This is a genomic window from Rouxiella chamberiensis (genome assembly GCF_026967475.1).
Classification (GTDB): domain Bacteria; phylum Pseudomonadota; class Gammaproteobacteria; order Enterobacterales; family Enterobacteriaceae; genus Rouxiella; species Rouxiella chamberiensis.
Genome location: NZ_CP114058.1, coordinates 3,540,229 through 3,565,085, shown reverse-complemented (window position 1 = coordinate 3,565,085; position 24,857 = coordinate 3,540,229). Strand labels below are relative to the sequence as shown.

13 protein-coding genes, 2 tRNA genes, 2 rRNA genes and 5 pseudogenes are annotated in these 24,857 nt (G+C 55.4%); 18 read left to right on the top strand and 4 right to left on the bottom strand.

Going from position 1 to position 24,857, the window contains the following annotated elements:
• The first annotated feature begins 43 nt into the window (after nt 1–43).
• The 8 genes and pseudogenes from O1V66_RS16530 (at nt 44) to yjfF (ending at nt 8,461) form a co-directional block, all read left to right on the top strand.
• A 23S ribosomal RNA gene (locus tag O1V66_RS16530) occupies nt 44–2,948 on the top strand.
• Nucleotides 2,949–3,060: 112 nt separating this feature from the next.
• Nucleotides 3,061–3,176 (top strand): 5S ribosomal RNA (rrf, locus tag O1V66_RS16525).
• 91 nt (nt 3,177–3,267) lie between these two features.
• A tRNA-Asp gene (locus tag O1V66_RS16520) sits at nt 3,268–3,344 on the top strand.
• A gap of 54 nt (nt 3,345–3,398) precedes the next feature.
• A tRNA-Trp gene (locus tag O1V66_RS16515) sits at nt 3,399–3,474 on the top strand.
• A 411-nt stretch (nt 3,475–3,885) separates the two neighbouring features.
• A pseudogene (gene ytfQ, locus O1V66_RS16510) lies at nt 3,886–4,842 on the top strand (galactofuranose ABC transporter, galactofuranose-binding protein YtfQ).
• A 98-nt stretch (nt 4,843–4,940) separates the two neighbouring features.
• Nucleotides 4,941–6,446, top strand: a complete 1,506-nt coding sequence (ytfR, locus tag O1V66_RS16505; RefSeq protein ID WP_045049814.1) for a galactofuranose ABC transporter, ATP-binding protein YtfR — start codon at nt 4,941–4,943, stop codon at nt 6,444–6,446.
• Between the two features lie 10 nt (nt 6,447–6,456).
• Nucleotides 6,457–7,476 (top strand): galactofuranose ABC transporter, ATP-binding protein YtfT, encoded by a 1,020-nt coding sequence (gene ytfT, locus O1V66_RS16500; RefSeq protein WP_152623673.1) that lies wholly within the window; start codon nt 6,457–6,459, stop codon nt 7,474–7,476.
• A pseudogene (yjfF, locus tag O1V66_RS16495) lies at nt 7,476–8,461 on the top strand (galactofuranose ABC transporter, permease protein YjfF). The gene ytfT and the pseudogene yjfF overlap by 1 nt, the downstream one beginning before the upstream one ends.
• A 17-nt stretch (nt 8,462–8,478) precedes the next feature.
• On the opposite strand, the gene hdfR reads toward yjfF, so the two are convergent.
• Nucleotides 8,479–9,306 carry an HTH-type transcriptional regulator HdfR gene (gene hdfR / locus O1V66_RS16490; RefSeq protein ID WP_045049811.1) on the bottom strand — a complete coding sequence of 276 codons (828 nt, stop codon included), beginning with the start codon at nt 9,304–9,306 and terminating at the stop codon, nt 8,479–8,481.
• A gap of 118 nt (nt 9,307–9,424) precedes the next feature.
• Between hdfR and O1V66_RS16485 the strand changes: the two genes are divergently transcribed.
• Complete coding sequence (locus tag O1V66_RS16485; protein ID WP_045049810.1) at nt 9,425–9,763, top strand: MaoP family protein; 339 nt, start codon at nt 9,425–9,427, stop codon at nt 9,761–9,763.
• 25 nt (nt 9,764–9,788) lie between these two features.
• On the opposite strand, the gene O1V66_RS16480 is transcribed toward O1V66_RS16485, so the two are convergent.
• Nucleotides 9,789–11,342, bottom strand: coding sequence for a YifB family Mg chelatase-like AAA ATPase (locus O1V66_RS16480; protein ID WP_045049820.1), 1,554 nt, complete (start codon nt 11,340–11,342; stop codon nt 9,789–9,791).
• Nucleotides 11,343–11,661: 319 nt separating this feature from the next.
• Here O1V66_RS16480 and O1V66_RS16475 point away from each other — a divergent pair.
• The 7 genes and pseudogenes from O1V66_RS16475 to ilvA all read left to right on the top strand — a co-directional run bounded on the left by O1V66_RS16475 (nt 11,662) and on the right by ilvA (nt 19,611).
• A pseudogene (locus tag O1V66_RS16475) lies at nt 11,662–12,898 on the top strand (MFS transporter).
• A gap of 132 nt (nt 12,899–13,030) precedes the next feature.
• Nucleotides 13,031–13,132, top strand: a complete 102-nt coding sequence (ilvL, locus tag O1V66_RS16470) for an ilv operon leader peptide (RefSeq protein ID WP_072045129.1) — start codon at nt 13,031–13,033, stop codon at nt 13,130–13,132.
• Between the two features lie 146 nt (nt 13,133–13,278).
• Complete coding sequence (ilvG, locus tag O1V66_RS16465) at nt 13,279–14,925, top strand: acetolactate synthase 2 catalytic subunit (protein ID WP_045049808.1); 1,647 nt, start codon at nt 13,279–13,281, stop codon at nt 14,923–14,925.
• Entirely contained in the window at nt 14,922–15,197 is a 276-nt protein-coding gene (ilvM, locus tag O1V66_RS16460) for an acetolactate synthase 2 small subunit (protein WP_045049807.1), read from the top strand. The genes ilvG and ilvM overlap by 4 nt, the downstream gene beginning before the upstream one ends.
• Nucleotides 15,198–15,213: 16 nt before the next feature.
• Entirely contained in the window at nt 15,214–16,146 is a 933-nt protein-coding gene (locus O1V66_RS16455; RefSeq protein WP_045049806.1) for a branched-chain amino acid transaminase, read from the top strand.
• A 66-nt stretch (nt 16,147–16,212) separates the two neighbouring features.
• A complete protein-coding gene (ilvD, locus tag O1V66_RS16450; protein WP_045049805.1) occupies nt 16,213–18,063 on the top strand; it encodes a dihydroxy-acid dehydratase in 1,851 nt (616 codons plus the stop codon).
• 4 nt (nt 18,064–18,067) lie between these two features.
• A pseudogene (gene ilvA / locus O1V66_RS16445) lies at nt 18,068–19,611 on the top strand (threonine ammonia-lyase, biosynthetic).
• Nucleotides 19,612–19,658: 47 nt separating this feature from the next.
• Here the strand turns inward: ilvA and ilvY are convergent.
• The gene (ilvY, locus tag O1V66_RS16440; protein ID WP_045049803.1) at nt 19,659–20,558 is read right to left on the bottom strand and encodes an HTH-type transcriptional activator IlvY; all 900 of its coding nucleotides are present in this window, start codon (nt 20,556–20,558) and stop codon (nt 19,659–19,661) included.
• Nucleotides 20,559–20,740: 182 nt separating this feature from the next.
• Here ilvY and ilvC point away from each other — a divergent pair.
• Nucleotides 20,741–22,218 (top strand): annotated as a pseudogene (ilvC, locus tag O1V66_RS16435) (ketol-acid reductoisomerase).
• A 126-nt stretch (nt 22,219–22,344) separates the two neighbouring features.
• Here the strand turns inward: ilvC and ppiC are convergent.
• On the bottom strand, nt 22,345–22,626 hold the full coding sequence (ppiC, locus tag O1V66_RS16430; protein WP_045049801.1) for a peptidylprolyl isomerase PpiC: 282 nt from the start codon (nt 22,624–22,626) through the stop codon (nt 22,345–22,347).
• A 185-nt stretch (nt 22,627–22,811) separates the two neighbouring features.
• Here ppiC and rep point away from each other — a divergent pair, with 185 nt between their 5' ends.
• Nucleotides 22,812–24,848, top strand: coding sequence for a DNA helicase Rep (gene rep, locus O1V66_RS16425; protein WP_045049800.1), 2,037 nt, complete (start codon nt 22,812–22,814; stop codon nt 24,846–24,848).
• Nucleotides 24,849–24,857: the final 9 nt, after the last annotated feature.

Sequence of the window (24,857 nt, the reverse complement as noted above, 5' to 3'; positions counted from 1 at the left end):
TCACGGCTTCGAACGCGTCTGCAAAGACACCTTCGGGTTGTGAGGTTAAGCGACTAAGCGTACACGGTGGATGCCTAGGCAGTCAGAGGCGATGAAGGGCGTGCTAATCTGCGAAAAGCGTCGGTAAGGTGATATGAACCGTTATACCCGACGATACCCGAATGGGGAAACCCAGTGTGATACGTCACACTATCGCATGGTGAATACATAGCCATGCGAGGCGAACCGGGGGAACTGAAACATCTAAGTACCCCGAGGAAAAGAAATCAACCGAGATTCCCCCAGTAGCGGCGAGCGAACGGGGAACAGCCCAGAACCTGAATCAGTTTGTGCGTTAGTGGAAGCGTCTGGAAGGTCGCAGGGTACAGGGTGATACTCCCGTACACAAAAGCGCACAGATTGTGAGTTCGATGAGTAGGGCGGGACACGTGACATCCTGTCTGAATATGGGGGGACCATCCTCCAAGGCTAAATACTCCTGACTGACCGATAGTGAACCAGTACCGTGAGGGAAAGGCGAAAAGAACCCCGGCGAGGGGAGTGAAATAGAACCTGAAACCGTGTACGTACAAGCAGTGGGAGCACCTTCGTGGTGTGACTGCGTACCTTTTGTATAATGGGTCAGCGACTTATATTTTGTAGCAAGGTTAACCGTATAGGGGAGCCGTAGGGAAACCGAGTCTTAACTGGGCGTCAAGTTGCAAGGTATAGACCCGAAACCCGGTGATCTAGCCATGGGCAGGTTGAAGGTTGGGTAACACTAACTGGAGGACCGAACCGACTAATGTTGAAAAATTAGCGGATGACTTGTGGCTGGGGGTGAAAGGCCAATCAAACCGGGAGATAGCTGGTTCTCCCCGAAAGCTATTTAGGTAGCGCCTCGTGAACTCATCTTCGGGGGTAGAGCACTGTTTCGACTAGGGGGCCATCCCGGCTTACCAACTCGATGCAAACTGCGAATACCGAAGAATGTTATCACGGGAGACACACGGCGGGTGCTAACGTCCGTCGTGAAGAGGGAAACAACCCAGACCGCCAGCTAAGGTCCCAAAGTCATGGTTAAGTGGGAAACGATGTGGGAAGGCATAGACAGCCAGGATGTTGGCTTAGAAGCAGCCATCATTTAAAGAAAGCGTAATAGCTCACTGGTCGAGTCGGCCTGCGCGGAAGATGTAACGGGGCTAAACCATGCACCGAAGCTGCGGCAGCGACGCTTAGGCGTTGTTGGGTAGGGGAGCGTTCTGTAAGCCGTCGAAGGTGGACTGTGAGGTCTGCTGGAGGTATCAGAAGTGCGAATGCTGACATAAGTAACGATAATGCGGGTGAAAAACCCGCACGCCGGAAGACCAAGGGTTCCTGTCCAACGTTAATCGGGGCAGGGTGAGTCGACCCCTAAGGCGAGGCCGAAAGGCGTAGTCGATGGGAAACAGGTTAATATTCCTGTACTCGGTGTTACTGCGAAGGGGGGACGGAGAGGGCTAGGCTGGCCGGGCGACGGTTGTCCCGGTTTAAGCGTGTAGGGGGTGTTCCTGGTAAATCCGGTTCACCTTAACCCCGAGGCGTGATGACGAGTCACTACGGTGATGAAGCAGTTGATGCCGCACTTCCAGGAAAAGCCTCTAAGCATCAGGTAACATTGAATCGTACCCCAAACCGACACAGGTGGTCAGGTAGAGAATACTCAGGCGCTTGAGAGAACTCGGGTGAAGGAACTAGGCAAAATGGTGCCGTAACTTCGGGAGAAGGCACGCTGTCGCTAGGTGGAGGAACTTGCTTCCCGAGCCGAAGACAGTCGAAGATACCAGCTGGCTGCAACTGTTTAATAAAAACACAGCACTGTGCAAACACGAAAGTGGACGTATACGGTGTGACGCCTGCCCGGTGCCGGAAGGTTAATTGATGGGGTTATCCGCAAGGAGAAGCTCTTGATCGAAGCCCCGGTAAACGGCGGCCGTAACTATAACGGTCCTAAGGTAGCGAAATTCCTTGTCGGGTAAGTTCCGACCTGCACGAATGGCGTAATGATGGCCAGGCTGTCTCCACCCGAGACTCAGTGAAATTGAACTCGCTGTGAAGATGCAGTGTACCCGCGGCAAGACGGAAAGACCCCGTGAACCTTTACTATAGCTTGACACTGAACATTGAGCCTTGATGTGTAGGATAGGTGGGAGGCTTTGAAGCGTGGACGCCAGTCTGCGTGGAGCCAACCTTGAAATACCACCCTTTAATGTTTGATGTTCTAACTCGGCCCCGTAATCCGGGGTGAGGACAGTGTCTGGTGGGTAGTTTGACTGGGGCGGTCTCCTCCCAAAGAGTAACGGAGGAGCACGAAGGTTAGCTAATCACGGTCGGACATCGTGAGGTTAGTGCAATGGCATAAGCTAGCTTGACTGCGAGAGTGACGGCTCGAGCAGGTACGAAAGTAGGTCATAGTGATCCGGTGGTTCTGAATGGAAGGGCCATCGCTCAACGGATAAAAGGTACTCCGGGGATAACAGGCTGATACCGCCCAAGAGTTCATATCGACGGCGGTGTTTGGCACCTCGATGTCGGCTCATCACATCCTGGGGCTGAAGTAGGTCCCAAGGGTACGGCTGTTCGCCGTTTAAAGTGGTACGCGAGCTGGGTTTAGAACGTCGTGAGACAGTTCGGTCCCTATCTGCCGTGGGCGTTGGAAGATTGAGAGGGGCTGCTCCTAGTACGAGAGGACCGGAGTGGACGCATCACTGGTGTTCGGGTTGTCATGCCAATGGCATTGCCCGGTAGCTAAATGCGGAAAAGATAAGCGCTGAAAGCATCTAAGCGCGAAACTTGCCTCGAGATGAGTCTTCCCTGGGGCTATAAGCCCCCTGAAGGGACGTTTAAGACCAAGACGTTGATAGGCTGGGTGTGTAAGTGCAGCGATGCATTGAGCTAACCAGTACTAATGACCCGTGAGGCTTAACCTTACAACACCGAAGGTGTTTTGAAGAGACGCAGTTTTAACTATCAGCTTGTTCGAAGATTGGTTTTCATGGCCGGCCCGCAGTAGGGGAAGGCGGTGAAAATAAACAGAATTTGCCTGGCGGCAGTAGCGCGGTGGTCCCACCTGACCCCATGCCGAACTCAGAAGTGAAACGCCGTAGCGCCGATGGTAGTGTGGGGTCTCCCCATGCGAGAGTAGGGAACTGCCAGGCATCAAATTCGTTCTCCTTTCCCCTGACAAGGAAAAATAGCGAGAACAAACTGACAGCGGACCGATTGTCCGTCGTGAGTGAAAGAACCGGTGGAGCGGTAGTTCAGTTGGTTAGAATACCTGCCTGTCACGCAGGGGGTCGCGGGTTCGAGCCCCGTCCGTTCCGCCACTTATTAAAAATTATGCCTGCTAAAATTTAGCAGGCATAATAGTAAGCAGATTTAGGGGCGTAGCTCAGTTGGTAGAGCACCGGTCTCCAAAACCGGGTGTCGCGAGTTCGAGTCTCTCCGCCCCTGCCATATTAAGAACCCTTCGCGAAAGCGAGGGGTTTTTTTTCGTCTCGACATTGTCGCGCCTTCCTTCCTTGCTCATCTTTTCCGCTAAATGACGTAAAACTACGCGGTCGATCGTCAAATAATCCCTATTCGTGAGTCCATTAATGGCTCACCAACACGCATAACCCTAATCTCCCTCCTTTATTTCTCCTTTTTCATGACCGGTTTGTTGTGTTTTTTTAGCTGAATACATGCACGAATCGATTGTTAATCAGCTATGTGACCGTGCTCAAGATACCGTTTCTTCAAACGTCTAAAACTAAGTGTGCCTGGTGAAGCTCTGCTCACCCGTTAAACACGGTTTTAGTGTCTCTCTATGCCGCACCCTACAAGACTCAATTGAAAGTAGCTCAGACTACGCATGAGGAAATAACAATGTATAAACGTTTAATCCTGGCAGCAGCAGTGGCAACGGCATTTTGTGGAGCCGCACAGGCAGCGCCGTTAGTCGTCGGTTTTTCTCAAATCGGTTCTGAATCTGGTTGGCGTTTCTGCGGAAACCAAAGTCTCCAAACTCGAAGCACAAAAACGCGGCGTCACCCTGAAAATTGCCGATGCGCAACAGAAACAAGAGAACCAAATCAAGGCAATACGATCCTTTATTGCGCAGGGTGTCGATGCCATTTTCATCGCGCCTGTGGTCGCTACCGGCTGGGCTCCCGTTCTGACAGAAGCCAAAGAAGCCAAGATCCCCGTCTTCCTGCTGGACCGCACAATTGAAGTCAGCGATCCGTCTCTGTATACCGCCGCCGTAGCATCGGACAGCGTTCACGAAGGTAAGGTTGCAGGGGACTGGCTGGTCAAAGAAGTGGCCGGAAAACCGTGTAACGTCGTCGAACTGCAGGGAACAGTAGGTGCAAGCGTGGCACTGAACCGCAAAAAGGATTTGCCGATGCGCTGACTTCTGCCACCAACGTAAAAATCATTCGTTCGCAATCCGGTGACTTTACCCGCAGTAAAGGTAAAGAGGTCATGGAGAGCTTTATCAAGGCCGAGCAAAACGGCAAAAACATCTGCGCCGTTTATGCCCATAACGACGATATGGCGATCGGTGCCATTCAAGCCATCAAAGAAGCCGGGCTGAAGCCGGGATCGCAAATCAAGGTAGTGTCCATCGATGGCGTACCGGATATCTACAAGGCCATGCTCAATGGTGAAGCCAATGCCTCCGTAGAGTTGACGCCAAACATGGCGGGTCCGGCTCTCGATGCGCTCATCAAGATGAAAAAAGACGGCACACAACCTCCGAAATTTATCCAGACTGAGTCTACCCTCGTCCTGCCCGATATGGCGCAGAAAGAGTACGACATGAAAAAAGACATGGGCTACTAAGCGTATTACCGGCCTGGACCTGATGCCAGGCCGGTTCCATCATCCCATTTTGCACAGACAGCGGTCATGGTGCGGATGCAGTCGGGGTAAAGAATCACATGGATAATCTTCAAACAACTGCCTTACTCGAAGTCCGTGGCTTGTCCGTCGAATTTCCCGGCGTGAAAGCGCTGGAAAAAGTCGATTTCACTCTCAATCGTGGCGAGATAGTCGCCCTTCTCGGCGAGAACGGGGCGGGAAAATCTACGCTTATCAAAGCGTTGACCGGCGTTTATCAACGTTCCGAAGGTAGCGTCTTTTTAAACGGCGAGCCGATTGAGGCTAAAAGCACGGCCCACGCGCAGGCGCTCGGTATCGGAACGGTTTATCAGGAAGTAAACCTGCTGCCCAATATTTCGGTGGCCGCCAATCTGTTTATCGGCCGCGAACCCACCCGTTTCGGTCTGGTCAATCAACGCAAAATGGACCAGCAGGCACGCACTCTGCTGGCAGGTTATGGCCTGACACTTGATGTCAGCCAGCCGCTTTCTACTTATTCGATAGCCATTCAGCAGATTGTCGCCATTGCACGTGCCGTCGATCTCTCTGCTCAAGTGCTGATTCTCGATGAACCTACCGCCAGCCTCGACGCCAAAGAGGTCAGCATGCTGCTCGACATCCTGATGCAGCTCAAGGCCAGCGGCATGGGCATGGTGTTTGTCACCCACTTCCTCGATCAGGTCTATCGCATCAGCGATCGCATTACCGTATTGCGCAATGGCAAGCTGGTCGGCACTTCACTGACCCGCGATCTGCCACGCATCGATCTTGTGCCCATGATGCTGGGGCATAGTTTCGACGAAGCCCTGCTGAAACGCGGTGAACATCGTGCGGTCACCGGCGATCCGCTGGTCGATTTCAAAGACTACGGGCGGCGTGGGCTGGTCGAAAACTTTGATCTTAACGTCAGGCGCGGGGAAATCGTGGGTTTGGCCGGATTGCTCGGCTCGGGCCGTACCGAAACGGCGCAGCTTATTTTCGGCATCAAGAGCCATGATACGGGAACCGCCAAAGTCGATGGCAAAGCGGTCAGCATCCGTACCCCGCGCAAGGCGGCTCATCTCGGATTTGGCTACTGTCCCGAAGACCGCAAAACCGACGGGATTATCGGCGCGGCCACCGTGCGGGAAAATATCATTCTGGCGTTGCAGGCCCAGCGCGGCTGGCTTCGTCCGCTGTCGATGAAAGAGCAAAACCAGATTGCCGATAAATTTATCAAACTGCTGGGCATTCGCACGCCGAGCGCCGAGCAGGAAATTCAATATCTGTCCGGCGGCAATCAGCAGAAGGTATTGCTCTCGCGCTGGCTGGCGACGAATCCCCGTTTTCTTATTCTCGACGAACCTACGCGCGGCATTGACGTCGGCGCGCATGCCGAAATCATCCGCCTGATTGAAAAGCTGTGCGACGAAGGCCTGGCGCTGCTGGTTATCTCCTCCGAACTGGAAGAGCTGGCCGGTTATGCCGACAGAATTGTGGTGCTCCGCGACAGGAAGCACATCACGCAAATCGAGCAGGACCAGATCTCGGTTCCGGCCATCATGACTGCGATTGCGGTCCAATAGGGGGATATCCATGACGAACAGGAGTCTGCCGATGACGGGAAGACCGCGCAAGGTCCGCTGGGTATTCCCCAAAGGGGCCACACAGGTCGGGGCGTTTCTGGCTATTTTGGTAATTGATAGCCTGGTGGCCCCCGGTTTCTTCAACATTCATCTTCAGGACGGCCGACTGTTCGGCAGCCTGGTCGATATTTTCAATCGCGGTGCGCCTGTCGCGATTCTTGCGCTGGGCATGACGCTGGTGATTGCCACGGGCGGGATAGACCTCTCCGTCGGGGCGGTCATGGCGATTGCGGGCGCGACAGCGGCCACCATGACGGTTCACGGTTATCCGTTGACGACGGTGCTGCTAACGGCCGTTGCGGTCGGCGCGGCCTGCGGATTATGGAACGGTTTTCTGGTCGCCGTTCTGCAAATTCAGCCCATCGTCGCCACGCTGATGCTAATGGTGGCCGGTCGCGGTATCGCTCAGCTGATCACCGAAGGGCAAATCGTGACGTTCGAGCATAATGGCCTGTCACAGTTTGGCAGCGGTTCGCTGCTGACCTTGCCCATGCCGATTATTATCGCCGCCGCCATGCTGCTGCTGCTGTGGCTATTAACGCGTAAAACGGCGCTGGGGCTGTTTATCGAGTCGGTAGGCATCAACGTACGCTCATCTTACAACGCGGGTGTCAACGCGCGTCTGGTGCTGATTTCGGTGTATGTCATCTGCGGGATCTGCGCCGCCGTGGCCGGTGTCATCGTGACGGCCGATATTCGCGGAGCCGATGCCAACAACGCCGGTCTGTGGCTGGAGCTGGACGCCATTCTTGCCGTCGTCATCGGTGGCGGATCGTTGCTTGGTGGCCGTTTTAATCTGCTTTTGTCGCTGATTGGTGCGCTGATTATTCAGGGAATGAATACCGGCATTCTGCTTTCGGGCTTCAAGCCGGAGTTTAATCTGGTGCTCAAAGCCGTGGTGGTGTTGGCCGTGCTGGTTGTGCAGTCACCGCGCGTTTCCCTTGGCACGCTGTTTCGGAGAAAAGAATAATGCTTAAACGCAATCTCCCCTGCTCATCACCATTCTGGTTTTTCTGGCCGGTTATGGTTACTGCTTTACCCAGTTTCCGGGCTTCGCATCGACCCGAGTCCTGTTTGACCTGCTGACCGACAACGCCTTTTTGGGCATCGTCGCCGTCGGCATGACCTTTGTGATTCTGTCCGGCGGTATCGATCTCTCCGTGGGCTCGGTGATTGCCTTTACGGGGTTGGCACTGGCCAAGCTGATTGGCGTCTACGGCGTGCCGCCTTTTTACGCCTTCGCAATTGTCCTGGTCATGGGCGCGCTGTTTGGCGGGCTGATGGGCTGGATTATCGATACCTTGAAGCTGCCCGCGTTTATCATCACGCTGGCGGGCATGTTCTTTGTTCGCGGCATGAGTTTTATCGTCTCCGAAGAGTCACTGCCTATCAACCATCCGCTGTATACCACGCTCGCCAACTTTGCCTGGAAAGTGCCGGGCGGCGGACGCTTTACGTTACTGGCGCTGGTGATGCTCTGTGTCGTGTTGATAGGGATGGTGCTGGCGCACAGGACAAAGTTTGGTAACAACGTCTATGCCATTGGCGGCAATATGTTGTCTGCGGGACTCATGGGCGTGCCGGTCAGGAAAACCACGATTTCGATTTACATGCTGTCGAGCACGCTGGCGGTACTGTCGGGGATCGTCTTTTCGCTCTACACCTCGGCCGGTTATGCGCTGGCGGCAAGCGGCGTCGAGCTGGATGCCATTGCCGCCGTAGTCATTGGCGGAACCTTGTTGAGCGGCGGGGTAGGCACGGTGCTGGGTAGCCTGTTTGGGGTAATGATTCAGGGCCTGATTCAGACCTATATCACCTTCGACGGCACCCTGAGTTCATGGTGGACCAAGATTGTAATGGGGATTTTACTGTTTATCTTTATTGCGCTGCAAAAAGGCATGGGCTCCTACTGGACCACACGCCGAGCCCGCCATCCACAGCTGAAAACGACGTGAACTGCCGCGAAAATTCATCAACCTTCTGTTTCGAGGGGAGTTTTAAGCAGTTGACGGATTAATACCTGTTGATCGCTGTTTTGCAGCCAGACGGCATACAGCGGCCTGACCACCGGCGGCACATCGGGATATACCGACAAATGCGGGTAGTCTTTCTCCCAGTGGCTTGGCAGGAAGGCGCATCCGCCCGTCGTTTCAAGCAGCTGGCGTGTCAGATGGGCCGACGTGGTGGTTAATACCGGCTCCTGATCGCTTGCCTGCATTCTGCTCTCCTGCTGCGGAAAATCCGCGCCCCATTCCAGCCTGATGTAAGCACTCTGTGCGGTTTTATCCTGATTCTGCGAACAGTAGAGACGGAGCGAAAAATTACCCAGCAGCTGACTCGACAGTTCATCCATCTTTGGCGGTTCGGTGGTTATCAGTAAATCGAGTTGTCTTTCGTGCAGTTGCTTGACCAGCGAATGTCGTAATGCGACCCGCGCTTCAAGGCGCAATGCCTCGCGCTGCTGATACAAAGCCTGCAACCAGGGAGTGAGGTAGGATTCCCAAAGTGATGCCGTTGCACCAATCGACAATTCTGTGTGCTGGAGTGAACGCACAACCTCTTTTTTGGCAATTTGCCACGTCGACATCAGGTTTTCCGCATAGGGCAGCAGACGCTCTCCGGCGGGCGTCAAACGGATGTTATTTCTATGACGTGTAAACAAATTTGCCCCCAGCTGGGTCTCCAGCTGACGGATGCGAAAGCTCACTGCCGACTGCGTCAAATACAGAGATTCAGCCGCCCGACCAAAGTGACGAGTTCTACTGACCTCCAAAAAGGTTTTCAGTAATTCCGTGTCCACTACCATCTCCAAAATTTTTTGTCGTTAAGATTTAAATGTTTTGTTTTACAGATTGTCAAGCCTATCTAATACTCCGCGCCATAACAGCACGACCATGAGAGAATTAGGAGCGTGTCAGATGGCGGAAAGCTTCACCACGACAAATCGTTTTTTTGACAATAAACATTACCCTCGCGGGTTCTCCCGGCATGGCGATTTCACCATTAAAGAAGCGCAATTGCTAGAACGTCACGGCTATGCTTTCAACGAGCTGGACCTTGGAAAACGCGAACCGGTAACCGAAGAAGAAAAGCTGTTTCTGGATGTTTGCCGCGGGACCCGCGAGCCGGCAACCGACGCTGAAAAAGTGTGGAACAAGTACATCATCCGCACCCGTCGTCCGAAGAAATTCCATACGTTGTCAGGCGGTAAACCGCAGGCTGACGCGGTGGAAGATTACACCGACAGCGACGATTAACGAAACGGGGCTTGTCCCCGTTTTTTTATGCCAGATTTTTGTGCAACGTTAACAATAGCCGATCCATACAGCGATAGCTTAATGCTTCGGCTAATTGCGCCTTTCCAATACCCTCTTGTCCGTCGAGATCGGCCAGCGTTCTGGCGACTTTGAGGATCCGATGCCACGCCCGAACCGACAATCCCAGCTTTTGTAACACACTTTCCAGAAACTCCGCATCCTCTCGCGTCAATTTGCAGAATTGTTGCACCTCGCGGCTGCTCAAATGGGCATTCAACTTTCCGTTACGCACCCGTTGAACCTCACGAGCTGCCACTACCCGCGCTTTCACCTGTTGGCTGCTCTCCCGAGGCTTTTGCGTCTGTTGCCTGTGTTGCTGGCTCAGCAAACCGGGCGGCAACAGCGGGACTTCCAGCGAGAGATCAAAGCGGTCCAGAAAAGGCCCTGAAAGTCGACTGAGATAGCGCAGAATCTGCCGGGGCGGCGTTCTGTTGTGCGGGCCCTGATAATGCCCGGTCGGGCTGGGATTCATCGCCGCAATCAACTGCATTCGCGCCGGAAAATTTACCTTGGCACGGGTGCGCGAAATCGTGATTTCACCAGACTCCATCGGTTGTCGCAGGGCATCCAGCACCTTGCGTTCGAATTCAGGCAGCTCGTCTAGAAACAATACCCCGTTGTGTGCCAGCGAAATCTCGCCGGGACGCGGGATTGAACCCCCGCCTACCAGCGCCGTCAGCGAAACGCTGTGATGCGGCGCGCGAAAAGGGCGCTGCCGCGAGTAGGCCGCCTGATGGGCATCTTGCCCTTGTGGAGCATAAACCAGACTGACTATCGCCGCGGTTTCCAGCGCTTCCTGTTGTGTCAGCGGCGGCAGAATGCCGGGTAGACGACTCGCGAGCATGGTTTTGCCGGTGCCGGGCGGCCCAAGCAGCAACAGGTTGTGCCCGCCTGCCGCCGCCACCTCCAGCGCGCGTTTCGACTGCTCCTGACCGATAATCTCGCACAGGTCGCCAACCGGCGGTTCTGGAAAGGGGCCGGCGTCACGTTTTACCGCCTGCAATTCGCCTGCACCCTGCAAGAAGGCACACACTGCCAGCAGATGCTCGGCCACCCACACGGTGTCTTCTTCCAATAGCGCCATCTCGCGCTCATTATCCACAGGCAGAATCAGCCGCCTTCCGGCTTTCTGCGCCGCCATTGCCGCGGGAATAGCTCCGTTAACGCCGCGTAACGCGCCTGAAAGGCTTAACTCCCCAATAAACTCGTATTGCCCTAGCCTGTCCGTTACAAGCTGCTCAGAGGCCGCGAGAATGGCCAGTGCGATGGGCAGATCATAGCGGCCACCTTCTTTGGGAAGATCGGCAGGGGCGAGGTTCACCGTGATGCGTTTGGGCGGAAAGGTGAACCCGCAGTTGATAAGCGCGCTGCGCACTCTGTCACGCGCCTCCTTGACCGTAGTTTCAGGTAGGCCCACCAGGGTAAGCGCAGGCAGACCATTGCTGATATGCACCTCGATCGAGACACGCGGCGCGTCTATGCCCAGCGAGGCTCGAGTATTGACGACCGACAATGACATGCCGCTTTCCTGTTTGCCCGAAAAACGCAGTATGTCGGAGAAAGAGAGGGGAAAACGACGTCTAAATACTTTTTCTCCGCGAAATGCCGCAAACAATTCCTGCAAATCTCTACGGCATTGCAACGGGCTGCGAAGCCTCTCCACACGAGGCGAAACACAAACTAACACTTCGCCTTTTTTGGATACAAATTAGCCCGCTAATAATCTTGCTGCTTATTTCACCCGCATGTATTACTTAACGTGAGCAATTAACAAAAAATAAACAAAACATCTTCCCTGTCGCAGTTGTTTCCCTGCCTCTTCGAATAAGGTAAATCACATGTTTGGTTGGACCGCCCGACAACGTAATGTCGCCATTGCCAGTTTCCTGAGCTGGACGCTGGATGCCTTCGATTTTTTCCTGCTGGTATTTCTGCTGAGTGATATCGCAACCTCCTATCAGGTTGATATCAAAGAAGTGACCCTGGCTATTTTATTGACCCTTGCCGTCAGACCGATTGGCGCACTGCTGTTTGGTCGTGCCGCGGAAAGGTTTGGCCGCAAGCCTGTGCTGATGGTCAATATCCTGTTCTTTTCGTTTTTGAATTGTGTACGGCGGCCGCGCCGTCCCTCACCGTATTCCTCATCCTGCGCGTGATATACGGCGTGGCAATGGGCGGGGTGTGGGGAGTGGCTTCGTCGCTTGCCATGGAAACCATTCCTGACCGTTCGCGCGGCCTGATGTCCGGTATTTTTCAGGCGGGGTATCCGTTTGGTTATCTGCTGGCGGGCGTGGTTTACGGGTTGCTTTATAGCGTGGTGGGCTGGCGTGGCATGTTCGTGATTGGCGCCGTACCGATTTTCCTGCTGCCGTTTATCTATTACAAAGTGCAGGAATCGCCGGTCTGGCTGGCGGCGCGCGAGCGCAAGGAAAGCACCGCGTTGCTGCCGGTGCTGAAAACGCATTGGAAACTCTGTGTTTATCTGGTGGTGTTGATGGCGGCATTCAACTTCTTCAGCCACGGCACGCAGGATCTTTACCCGACGTTCCTTAAGGTCCAGCACGGCTTCGATGCCCATACCGTCAGCATTATCGCCATCTGCTACAACATTGCCTCCATCATCGGCGGTGTCACTTTCGGCACTCTTTCAGAACGGATTGGCCGCAAGAAGGCCATTATCATTGCCGCGCTGCTCTCTCTGCCGGTGTTGCCGCTGTGGGCGTTTGCGGGCGGTTCTGGACGCTGGGGCTGGGCGCTTTCCTGATGCAGTTCATGGTGCAGGGTGCCTGGGGCGTGATCCCGACCTACCTTACCGAACTTGTTCCTGCAGGAACCCGCGCCGTGCTGCCGGGCTTTGTGTATCAGCTGGGTAATCTGATTGCTTCGGTGAATGCGACCTTGCAGGCTTATATCGCCGAAAGTCATGGTCACAACTATGGCCTGGCGATGGCGATGGTCGCCGGTACGGTCGCGATTATTATTTCGGTACTGGTGTTCTTCGGACGCGATACTCAGGGCAAGGTTATAAATGCAGCATCAAATGCCAATGCCGCCGATGTCCGCTCCAGCGCCTGAAAACCCTGAGTTTTTCATGATTTTTTGTACGAAAACCTGAAATGATAACGCAAGAAAAGTGTTGTCATGCGATATCTAACTGTGATAACTCTGTAGGCAATCGTTCGAAAGAAGAATTTAAGAAACCTAAAAATGAAAGCCCTTCTCCAAGTACTAAGCCTAGTCGTGATTAGCGTGGTGGTGATTATTATCCCACCGTGCGGGGCTGCACTTGGACGAAGAAAGGCTTACTAAACAAGCCTGAACCTGAAAAGAACCCCCGCACCGAAAGGTCCGGGGGTTTTTTTTGGTCAGGTTATTTTCTAGCGGATTAAGGCGGGAGGAATTATGAACAACAGCATAAAATTCTGCGCTGGTAGCCAAAAGGCAGGAGAATAGAGATGAATGGAGCACAGTGGGTAGTACAAGCTTTGCGTTCACACGGGGTAGATAAGGTGTTTGGTTATCCGGGCGGAGCAATCATGCCGGTGTACGATGCACTTTATGACGGCGGCGTGGAACACCTACTGTGCCGCCACGAGCAGGGCGCGGCGATGGCTGCCATCGGCTACGCGCGTTCCACCGGCAAGGTCGGCGTCTGCATCGCCACCTCGGGTCCGGGCGCAACCAATCTGATCACGGGCCTGGCCGACGCCCTGATGGACTCTGTTCCGGTGGTCGCCATCACCGGTCAGGTAGGGTCTGCGATGATAGGCACCGATGCCTTCCAGGAGATTGACGTACTGGGGCTGTCTCTGGCCTGCACCAAACACAGCTTCCTGGTCGAATCTCTGGATGCCCTGCCGGAAATCATGGCCGAGGCTTTTGCCATCGCCACCAGCGGTCGTCCGGGTCCGGTGCTTATCGACATCCCCAAAGATATTCAGCTGGCTGCCGCCGATCTGGTTCCGCACCTGATGCCGGTGGAGCAGGAATTGCCGCATCCTACCGCGGATCTGGCGCAAGCTTATGAAATGATTGCCAACGCGCAGAAGCCGATGCTGTATGTCGGCGGCGGGGTTGGCATGGCTGGGGCTGTCTCCGAGCTGCGGGCGTTTATTCGCGCCACGGGAATCCCGTGCGTTGCTACACTTAAGGGATTGGGCGCACCTGATGCCAACGACCCGTGTTATCTGGGGATGTTGGGCATGCACGGCACCAAGGCCGCCAACATGGCCGTTCAGGCCTGTGACCTGCTGATTGCCGTCGGCGCGCGTTTCGATGACCGCGTGACCGGCAAGCTGAATACCTTCGCGCCACACGCCAGCGTTATCCACATGGATATCGACCCGGCCGAATTAAACAAACTGCGTCAGGCGCACGTCGCGTTGCAGGGATCCTTGTCTGCCATGCTGCCCGCGCTTGAACAGCCGTTGTCCATCAATGCCTGGCGCGACGACGTCATGACATTGAAAGCGGCAGGCGAGTGGCGCTATGACCACCCTGGCGAAGCCATCTATGCCCCGCTGCTGTTAAAACAAATTTCCGATCGCATGGACGCCAACACCGTGGTGACAACCGACGTGGGCCAGCATCAGATGTGGACCGCACAGCACATGACCTTCTCGCGTCCCGAGAATTTCATCACCTCGAGCGGTCTGGGAACGATGGGGTTCGGCGTTCCGGCTGCCGTAGGCGCACAGGTTGCTCGCCCCGATGACACGGTTATCTGTGTTTCTGGTGATGGTTCATTCATGATGAATGTTCAGGAGCTTGGCACCATCAAGCGAAAACAGCTGCCGGTGAAAATCCTGTTGCTGGACAATCAGCGACTGGGCATGGTTCGCCAGTGGCAGGAACTGTTTTTCGATGGACGCTACAGCGAAACCAACCTCTCGGATAACCCCGATTTCATTATGCTGGCCAAGGCATTCGATATTCCTGGCCAGTGTATCAGCCGTAAAGATCAAGTCGACGCTGCTCTGGACGCTTTCTTCAAGAGTGAAGGTCCCTATCTGCTTCAGGTCTCCATCGACGAAAACCAAAATGTCTGGCCGCTGGTGCCACCGGGCGCAGGCAACGAAACCATGTTGGAGAAAATGTCATGATGCAGCACAACGTCTCGATTCAGGCCCGTTTCCGTCCGGAAGTTCTGGAGCGCGTCCTGCGCGTTGTTCGCCACCGTGGATTTCAGGTCTGCGCCATGAACATGCGCTCCGGCGTCGATGACGGGAACATCAGTATCGAACTGACCGTTGCCAGCCAGAGGCCGGTCGATTTACTGTCGGTACAGTTAAGTAAACTCATGGACGTCGGCAGTGTCGAAGTTCAGCAGCAAACATCACAATCGATCAATCAACAAATCTGCGCCAACGCGTAAGTTAAGGAAGAGAACAATGTCTACGAAGAAAGCTGATTTTATTTGGTTCAACGGCGAGATGGTCAAGTGGGAAGACGCCAAAGTCAGCGTCATGTCTCACGCACTGCACTACGGTACCTCCGTTTTCGAAGGCGTCCGTTGCTACGACTCGCACAAGGGCCCGGTAGTTTTCCGCCATCGTGAACATATGCAGCGTCTGCATGATTCTGCAAAGATCTATCGATTCCCGGTAAAACAGTCAGTTGAAGAGTTGATGGAAGCCTGCCGCGACGTGTTGCGTAAAAACAACCTGAAAAGCGCATACATCCGTCCTCTGGTATTCGTAGGCGATGTCGGTCTGGGCGTGAACCCGCCAGACGGTTATGAAACCGACGTGATCATTGCGGCGTTCCCTTGGGGTGCCTACCTCGGCGCCGAAGCGCTGGAAAACGGTATCGATGCAATGGTCTCTTCCTGGAATCGCGTGGCTGCCAACACCATTCCAACGGCGGCAAAAGCCGGCGGTAACTACCTGTCCTCGCTGCTGGTGGGCAGTGAAGCACGTCGTCACGGCTATCAGGAAGGTATCGCGCTGGACGTCAACGGTTACGTTTCCGAAGGCGCAGGCGAGAACCTGTTCGAAGTGAAAGACGGCATTCTGTTTACGCCGCCATTCACCTCTTCCGCGCTGCCGGGCATCACCCGTGACGCTATCATCAAGCTGGCGAAAGACCTGGGTATCGAAGTGCGCGAGCAGGTATTGTCTCGTGAATCCCTGTATCTGGCCGACGAAGTGTTCATGTCCGGCACGGCGGCGGAAATCACCCCGGTTCGCAGCGTAGACGGCATTCAGGTGGGCGCGGGCAAACGCGGTCCGGTCACCGAGAAGATTCAGAGCGCCTTCTTCGGCCTGTTCACCGGCGAAACCGAAGACAAATATGGTTGGCTGGATCAGGTAAACCCACAGTAACGATAAGAATACGATGGGCGGCGGTTTCGCCGTCCACAAACCAGCATTAATTGGAGTGAATAGAGCATGCCTAAGTACCGTTCCGCAACCACGACTCAAGGCCGCAACATGGCCGGCGCCCGCGCATTATGGCGCGCAACCGGGATGACCGATGACGACTTCAACAAGCCTATCATCGCCGTCGTCAACTCCTTCACCCAGTTCGTTCCGGGTCACGTTCACCTGCGCGACATGGGGAAACTGGTCGCCGAGCAGATAGAGGCTTCCGGCGGTGTGGCGAAAGAGTTCAACACCATCGCCGTGGATGACGGGATAGCCATGGGCCATGGCGGCATGCTGTATTCACTGCCTTCGCGCGAGCTTATCGCCGACTCGGTGGAGTACATGGTCAACGCGCACTGCGCCGATGCCATGGTCTGTATCTCCAACTGCGACAAAATCACCCCGGGGATGCTGATGGCGTCCCTGCGTCTGAACATTCCGGTTATCTTCGTGTCCGGCGGTCCGATGGAAGCCGGTAAAACCAAGCTGTCCGACAAAATCATCAAGCTGGACCTGGTCGATGCGATGATTCAGGGCGCAAACCCGAAAGTCAGCGACGCCGACAGCGAGCAGATTGAACGTTCCGCCTGTCCGACCTGCGGTTCGTGTTCCGGGATGTTTACCGCCAACTCGATGAACTGCCTGACCGAAGTGCTGGGTCTGTCCCAGCCGGGCAACGGTTCCCTGCTGGCGACGCACGCCGATCGTAAAGAGCTGTTCCTGTCGGCCGGTACCCGCATCGTGAGTCTGGCAAAACGTTACTACGAGCAGGACGACGAAAGCGTGTTGCCGCGCAGCATCGCCAATAAATCGGCATTCGAAAACGCCATGACGCTGGATATCGCAATGGGCGGCTCGACCAACACCATTCTGCACCTGCTGGCCGCCGCGCAGGAAGGCGAAGTCGATTTCAACATGACCGACATCGACGCACTGTCCCGCAAAGTGCCGCACCTGTGTAAAGTTGCGCCGAGCACGCCGAAATATCATATGGAAGACGTGCACCGCGCCGGTGGCGTGTGGGGCATTCTGGGCGAACTCGACCGCGCAGGCCTGATGAACCGCGACGTAAGCAATGTGCTGGAGATGAAATTCCCGGAAACGCTGCAAAAGTACGACATCATGGTGACCGAAGACGAGAGCATCAAAAAGATGTTCCGCGCCGGTCCTGCCGGTATCCGCACCACCAAGGCGTTCTCGCAGGATTGCCGCTGGGACACGCTGGACGATGATCGCGCCGAAGGCTGTATCCGTTCCATCGACCATGCGTTCAGCACCGAAGGCGGTCTGGCCGTGCTGTACGGCAACATGGCGATTGACGGCAGTATCGTGAAAACGGCGGGCGTCGACAAAGACAACCTGATCTTCCGTGGTCCGGCCAAGGTTTACGAGAGCCAGGATGCGGCGGTTGAAGCCATTCTGGGCGGCAAAGTGGTGTCCGGCGATGTCGTGGTCATTCGCTACGAAGGGCCGAAGGGCGGGCCGGGCATGCAGGAAATGCTCTACCCGACCACCTATCTGAAATCGATGGGACTGGGCAAGGAGTGCGCGCTCATCACCGACGGCCGTTTCTCGGGCGGCACTTCGGGTCTGTCTATCGGCCACGTTTCTCCGGAAGCGGGCAGCGGCGGTCTGATTGCCCTGATTGAAGACGGCGACATGATTGCCATCGATATCCCAAACCGCTCAATGGAACTGGAAGTCGAGGACAGCGAACTGGCGCATCGTCGTGAAATCGAACTGGCTCGCGGCGAAAAGGCCTGGACGCCGAAAAACCGTGTACGTCAGGTCTCCTACGCGCTGCGCGCCTATGCGCTGTTGGCCACCAGTGCCGATAAAGGCGCAATCCGCGACAAGAGCAAGCTGGGAGGCTGAAGGCATGGCGGTATCACAACCTTTGCCCGACCAGCCCGGCGGCGCGGAATATCTGCGCGCGGTGCTGCGAGCGCCCGTTTACGAGGTGGCGCAGGTCACCCCGTTACAGGTCATGGAGAAAATCTCGAGCCGACTGGATAACGTGATTCTGGTTAAGCGAGAAGACCGTCAGGCAGTGCACAGTTTCAAACTGCGCGGTGCCTATGCAATGATTGCCGGACTGAACGAAGAGCAGGCGGCGCGCGGCGTGGTGACGGCTTCTGCCGGTAATCACGCGCAGGGCGTTGCCTTGTCGGCCAGCCGAAAAGGGATTAAGGCGCTGATTGTGATGCCGGTCGCGACCGCCGATATCAAGGTGGATGCCGTGCGTAATTTTGGCGGCGAAGTGCTGCTGCACGGCGCCAATTTTGACGAAGCCAAGGCGCGCGCCATTGAACTGTCGCACACGCAGGGCATGACCTTCGTGCCGCCGTTCGACCATCCGGCGGTGATTGCCGGACAAGGTACGCTGGCGATGGAACTGCTTCAGCAGGACGCGCACCTCGACCGGGTTTTCGTGCCGGTCGGCGGAGGCGGTCTGGCAGCGGGTGTCGCCGTGCTTATCAAACAGCTGATGCCGCAAATCAAGGTGATTGGCGTCGAAGCCGAAGATTCTGCCTGCCTGCGTGCCGCGCTGGACGCGGGTGAGCCGGTAGATCTGGCGCGCGTCGGGCTGTTTGCCGAAGGCGTGGCGGTCAAACGCATCGGTAACGAAACTTTCCGTCTGTGTCGCGAATATCTCGATGACGTGATAACGGTGGACAGCGACGCTATCTGCGCGGCGGTCAAGGATCTGTTCGAAGACGTGCGGGCCATAGCCGAACCTTCCGGTGCGCTGGCGCTGGCGGGATTAAAGAAGTATGTGCAGGAGCATAATATTCAGGGCGAGCGCCTGGCGCACGTGCTGTCGGGGGCGAACGTCAACTTCCACGGCCTGCGCTATGTGTCCGAACGCTGCGAACTGGGCGAACAGCGTGAAGCGCTGCTGGCCGTCACCATTCCCGAGCGCAAGGGCAGCTTCCTGAAATTCTGCCAGCTGCTTGGCGGCCGGTCGGTAACCGAATTCAACTACCGTTATGCGGATGCCGACAACGCCTGCATTTTTGTAGGAGTGCGGTTGACGCGCGGCCACGCGGAGCGCAAGGAAATTATCGACTTGCTGAGCGAAGGCGGTTATCAGGTGGTGGATTTGTCCGACGACGAAATGGCGAAGCTTCACGTGCGCTATATGGTCGGAGGGCGTCCAAGCAAACCGCTGCACGAACGTCTCTACAGCTTTGAATTCCCGGAATCGCCCGGCGCATTGCTGAAATTCCTGCACACGCTCGGCACCCACTGGAATATTTCGCTGTTCCATTATCGCAGTCACGGCACCGATTTTGGCCGCGTGCTGGCGGCTTTCGAATTGACAGAACAGGAACCCGAGTTCGAAAAAATCTTTCGGCGTTGGGCTACGACTGTCATAACGAATCCGATAACCCTGCCTTCCGCTTCTTCTTGCAGGGCTAACCTCTTCGGTCGATCCCGACGATCGTTATACTCGGGATCGATCTTTGTCAGCCTGCATTTCTGTGCAGCAATAACTGCCAGAACGCCTCAATCAGCGGCTCGTTGAGTCTCTTGCGCTGCACGCAAACGCCGAGCGGCAAAGGCACGCCCACCGTCACGTTGTCCAGCACCGAAATACGGTCGCGGATCAGGTCGGGACTGTTTTCCAGCACTACGCCCGGGATAAGCGCTACGCCGCAGCCCAGCGCAACCATTGACACAATCGCCTCATGCCCCGATACAGTGGCGTAAATCAGCGGATTATTCAGTCGATGATGGCGGAACCAGCCGTCGATACGCTTACGCGCGGGTCCGTGTTCCGGAATGATAAACGGAATTTCCGACCAGTTCGGCGAAGGCTGCATCACCTGCGTGCGCACGGCGCAGGGCAGCGAAGGAACAATCAGCACCATCGAAATCTCGCCTATCGGCGTAAAGTCTATACTGGTTGGCAGGGTTTCAGGATGGCCGGCAATGCCGAGATCCGCTTCCGTGGACTGGACTTTGGCGACCGCATCGGCGGCATCACCGGTTGTGAGTTTGATTTCAACCAGCGGATGCTGCGCGCGGAAACGGTCGAGTATCGGCGGCAGATGGCTGTACGCCGCCGTCACCGAGCAAAACAGCCGCAGTTCGCCGGAAAGCGTGGGGCCGTTCTGGCCCATTGCGTGACGCAACTGCTGGTATTGCAGCAGTGTCTGCTGGGCAAAGTCTTTCAGCTGATCGCCCGCCTGAGTCAGCTGCACCGTGCGGTTGTCCCGCTGAAACAGCGCCTGCCCGAGCTCTTCTTCAAGACGCTGGATTTGCCGCGAGAGGGTCGACGGGCTGACGTGCATCGCCTTGGCGGAACGGCCAAAATGGCGGCTTTCGGCCAGATTCAGAAACAGTTTCAGATCGCGTAGGTCCATAGGTTTTTCCAGCATTGTCATGCGCAGGGTAAGGATTCATCGACGTTGCATAAACTGCAATATCATCTTCTTAATATATCAATTTAAGCAATGAAACACTTGTCATATAGTGTCTAAACCAACTCGAAGTATCGGGTTAAACCATTTCTGAAGTACCTAACAACCGCGAACGGAGTTTTATCATGGCTAACTATTTCAACACATTGAACCTGCGTCAGCAGCTGGCGCAATTAGGCAAATGCCGCTTCATGAGCCGCGATGAATTCGCCGACGAAGCCAGCTTCCTAAAAGGTAAAAAAGTGGTGATCGTTGGTTGTGGCGCACAGGGCCTGAACCAGGGTCTGAACATGCGTGACTCCGGTCTGGACGTCTCCTACACCCTGCGTGCCGAAGCCATTGCCGAGAAGCGTGCTTCATGGCGCAAGGCGACCGAAAACGGCTTTAAAGTCGGCACCTACGAAGAACTGATCCCGCAGGCCGATCTGGTGGTTAACCTGACGCCGGACAAGCAGCACAGCGCGGTGGTCAAAGCGGTTCAGCCTCTGATGAAAGACGGCGCGGCGCTGGGTTACTCTCACGGTTTCAACATCGTTGAAGTGGGCGAAGAAATCCGTAAAGACATCACGGTCGTGATGGTGGCGCCAAAATGTCCGGGCACCGAAGTTCGCGAAGAGTACAAACGTGGTTTCGGCGTGCCGACGCTGATTGCGGTACACCCAGAAAACGATCCAAAAGGCGAAGGCATGGCGATTGCCAAAGCCTGGGCGGCAGCAACCGGCGGTCACCGTGCGGGCGTGCTGGAATCCTCTTTCGTTGCGGAAGTGAAATCCGACCTGATGGGCGAGCAGACAATTCTGTGCGGTATGCTGCAAGCCGGTTCTCTGCTGTGCTTCGACAAGCTGGTAGCGGAAGGTGTTGACGCGGCCTATGCAGAAAAACTGCTGCAATTCGGCTGGGAAACCATCACCGAAGCGCTGAAGCAGGGCGGTATCACCCTGATGATGGATCGCCTGTCCAACCCGGCGAAACTGCGTGCCTTCGCGCTGTCCGAAACCAGCTGAAAGAGATCATGGCACCGCTGTTCCAGAAACACATGGATGACATCATCTCCGGCGAGTTCTCAAGCGGCATGATGGCTGACTGGGCGGCGGACGACGTGAAACTGCTGACCTGGCGCGAAGAGACCGGCGCAACCGCATTTGAAAACGCGCCGCAGTTCGAAGGCAAAATCTCCGAGCAGGAGTACTTCGATCACGGCGTTGTCATGATTGCGATGGTGAAAGCAGGCGTTGAGCTGGCCTTCGAAACCATGGTGTCTTCCGGCATCATTGAAGAGTCTGCCTATTACGAATCACTGCACGAGCTGCCGCTGATTGCCAACACCATTGCCCGTAAGCGTCTGTACGAAATGAACGTGGTTATCTCCGATACCGCAGAATACGGTAACTACCTGTTCGCCAACGCCGCCGTGCCGTTGCTGAAAGAGTTCATGACGACGCTGCAAGCCGGTGACCTGGGTAAATCCGTTGCCGCGACAGAAGTCGACAACGCTCAACTGCGTGACGTGAACGAAGCCATTCGTGCCCACGCCATCGAAGCGGTGGGTCACAAACTGCGTGGCTACATGACCGACATGAAACGCATTGCGGTTGCCAGCTAACCGTTAATCCAAAGCAGGCTGTACCCGAGAATAAAAAGAAAACAAAAAGCACCGCGCAGGCGGTGCTTTTCTTTATTACGCAATGGATAATGTCGTAATACGGCTATCACGCGCAACGAGGCGTGATTAGTTGCGGTACAGCACTTTGATCAAGTGGTAACCAAACTGGGTTTTTACCGGGCCCAGCGGTTTCAGCAGTTCGCCGCTGAACACCACTTTATCGAACGCTGGCACCATGTCGCCTTTGCGGAATTCGCCGAGCGATCCGCCGTCACGCTTGGACGGACAGGTAGAGTGCTTGCGCGCCAGTTCCTGAAAATCCGCGCCTTTTTCCAGCTGCGCCAGCAGGTCGTTGGCTTTGCTTTCGTCAGCTACCAGGATGTGTAATGCAGATGCGGTATTCGCCATAATAGTAGAACCTTTATAGAGGATTAATTAAAAACTGCTCAGGCGCGTAATGTAACATCTGCAACGGCAGAAGTGGATTGCGCGATAACGCCCGGCGTTGAACTTGAAAGTTTTGACTGTCATTTCCAGCGAAAGTTTCTGCTACAATCCCCCTCCGCGTCTTTCAAGTGAGCAGAAATAACCCAATGCGATTAAATCCCAGCCAACAACATGCCGTCGAATTCGTTACCGGACCCTGCCTGGTTCTGGCCGGTGCCGGCTCGGGGAAAACGCGGGTCATCACCAATAAAATCGCTCACCTGATCCGCGAATGCGGCTATCAGCCGCGGCATATTGCCGCCGTGACCTTTACCAACAAGGCCGCGCGCGAGATGAAAGAGCGCGTGTCGCAAACGCTGGGCCGTAAAGAGTCGCGGGGATTACTGATTTCGACTTTCCACACGCTGGGTCTTGAAATCATCAAGCGCGAATACGCGGCGCTCGGCATGAAGTCCAACTTTTCGCTCTTTGACGATCAGGACCAGCTGGCGCTGCTCAAAGAGTTGAGTGAAAAGTGGCTGGAAAACGACAAGACGCTGTTGCAGCAGTTGATCTCGACGATCTCCAACTGGAAAAACGATCTGATTGACCCGAGCGGCGCCGCCAAGCTGGCGCGATCCGAACGTGATCAGATCTTCGCGCTGTGCTACGGCCTTTATCATGATCATATGCGTGCCTGTAATATTCTCGACTTCGACGACCTGATCCTCCTGCCGACGCTTCTGTTGCAACGCAATGAAGAAGTGCGCGAACGCTGGCAGAACAAGCTACGCTATCTGCTGGTGGATGAATATCAGGATACCAACACCAGTCAGTACATGATGGTGAAACTGCTGGTGGGCAATCGGGCGCGCTTTACCGTGGTGGGCGACGATGATCAGTCGATTTATTCGTGGCGCGGTGCGCGGCCGCAGAATCTGGTGTTATTGAAGGAAGATTTTCCGGCCTTGCAGGTTATCAAGCTGGAGCAGAATTACCGCTCTTCGCAGCGGATCCTGAAAGCCGCCAATATCCTGATCGCCAATAACCCGCACGTGTTTGAAAAACGGCTGTTTTCCGAGCTGGCTTACGGGCAGCCGCTAAAGGTGATTACGGCCAACAATGAAGACCACGAGGCCGAACGCGTGGTCGGTGAATTGATTGCTCACCGTTTCGTCAACAAGACGCAGCACGGCGATTACGCCATCTTGTATCGCGGAAATCACCAGTCGCGGCTGTTTGAAAAAATGCTGATGCAGAACCGCATTCCGTATCGTATTTCGGGCGGTACCTCGTTCTTCTCGCGTCCCGAGATTAAAGATCTACTGGCCTATCTGCGGGTATTGACCAATCCCGACGACGACAGCGCCTTTTTGCGTATCGTGAATACGCCGCGCCGTGAAATCGGTGCCGCCACGCTGCAAAAGCTCGGCGAGTGGGCCAATCAGCGCAATAAAGGTCTGTTCAAGGCCAGCTCCGATTTTGGGCTGAGCCAAACCCTGACCGGTCGCGGTCTGGAATCGCTGCAACGTTTTACTCACTGGATGGGCAGTATTGCCGAGCAGGTTGAACGCGAGCCAATCGCCGCCGTGCGCGACCTGATTCACGGCATGGATTACGAAAGCTGGTTGTTTGAAACCTCGCCCAGCCCGAAAGCGGCGGAAATGCGCATGAAAAACGTCAATCAGCTGTTTAGCTGGATGACGGAAATGCTGGAAGGCACCGATCTCGACGAGCCGATGACGCTGACGCAGGTCGTCACGCGTTTTACCCTGCGCGACATGATGGAGCGGGGCGAAAACGACGAAGAGCTGGATCAGGTTCAGCTGATGACGCTGCATGCCTCGAAGGGGCTGGAGTTTCCGTATGTCTTTCTGGTGGGCATGGAAGAAGGGCTGTTGCCGCATCAGAGCAGCATGGATGAAGACAACGTCGACGAAGAACGACGTCTGGCGTATGTGGGCATTACCCGCGCGCAGAAAGAGCTGTTTTTCACCCACTGCCGCGAACGCCGTCAATACGGAGAAATGCTGCGCCCCGAGGTGAGCCGATTCCTGCACGAACTGCCGCAGGACGACCTCGCGTGGGAAAGCGAGCGTAAAGTCGTGTCGCCGCAGGAGCGCATGGTGAAAGGGCAGAGCCACCTCGAGAAAATCCGTGCGCAGCTCGCCAGTGCCAAAGCCGCCGGGCAAAACAAGAGCTGATCTCTACGC

Coding starts and splice junctions, on each gene's coding strand:
- ilvG (WP_045049808.1), top strand. CDS start 13,279: ATGAATGGAGCACAGTGGGTAGTACAAGCTTTGCGTTCACACGGGGTA.
- ytfR (WP_045049814.1), top strand. CDS start 4,941: ATGGATAATCTTCAAACAACTGCCTTACTCGAAGTCCGTGGCTTGTCC.
- rep (WP_045049800.1), top strand. CDS start 22,812: ATGCGATTAAATCCCAGCCAACAACATGCCGTCGAATTCGTTACCGGA.
- ilvD (WP_045049805.1), top strand. CDS start 16,213: ATGCCTAAGTACCGTTCCGCAACCACGACTCAAGGCCGCAACATGGCC.
- ppiC (WP_045049801.1), bottom strand. CDS start 22,626: ATGGCGAATACCGCATCTGCATTACACATCCTGGTAGCTGACGAAAGC.
- ytfT (WP_152623673.1), top strand. CDS start 6,457: ATGACGAACAGGAGTCTGCCGATGACGGGAAGACCGCGCAAGGTCCGC.
- ilvY (WP_045049803.1), bottom strand. CDS start 20,558: ATGGACCTACGCGATCTGAAACTGTTTCTGAATCTGGCCGAAAGCCGC.
- O1V66_RS16485 (WP_045049810.1), top strand. CDS start 9,425: ATGGCGGAAAGCTTCACCACGACAAATCGTTTTTTTGACAATAAACAT.
- ilvM (WP_045049807.1), top strand. CDS start 14,922: ATGATGCAGCACAACGTCTCGATTCAGGCCCGTTTCCGTCCGGAAGTT.
- ilvL (WP_072045129.1), top strand. CDS start 13,031: ATGAAAGCCCTTCTCCAAGTACTAAGCCTAGTCGTGATTAGCGTGGTG.
- O1V66_RS16480 (WP_045049820.1), bottom strand. CDS start 11,342: ATGTCATTGTCGGTCGTCAATACTCGAGCCTCGCTGGGCATAGACGCG.
- O1V66_RS16455 (WP_045049806.1), top strand. CDS start 15,214: ATGTCTACGAAGAAAGCTGATTTTATTTGGTTCAACGGCGAGATGGTC.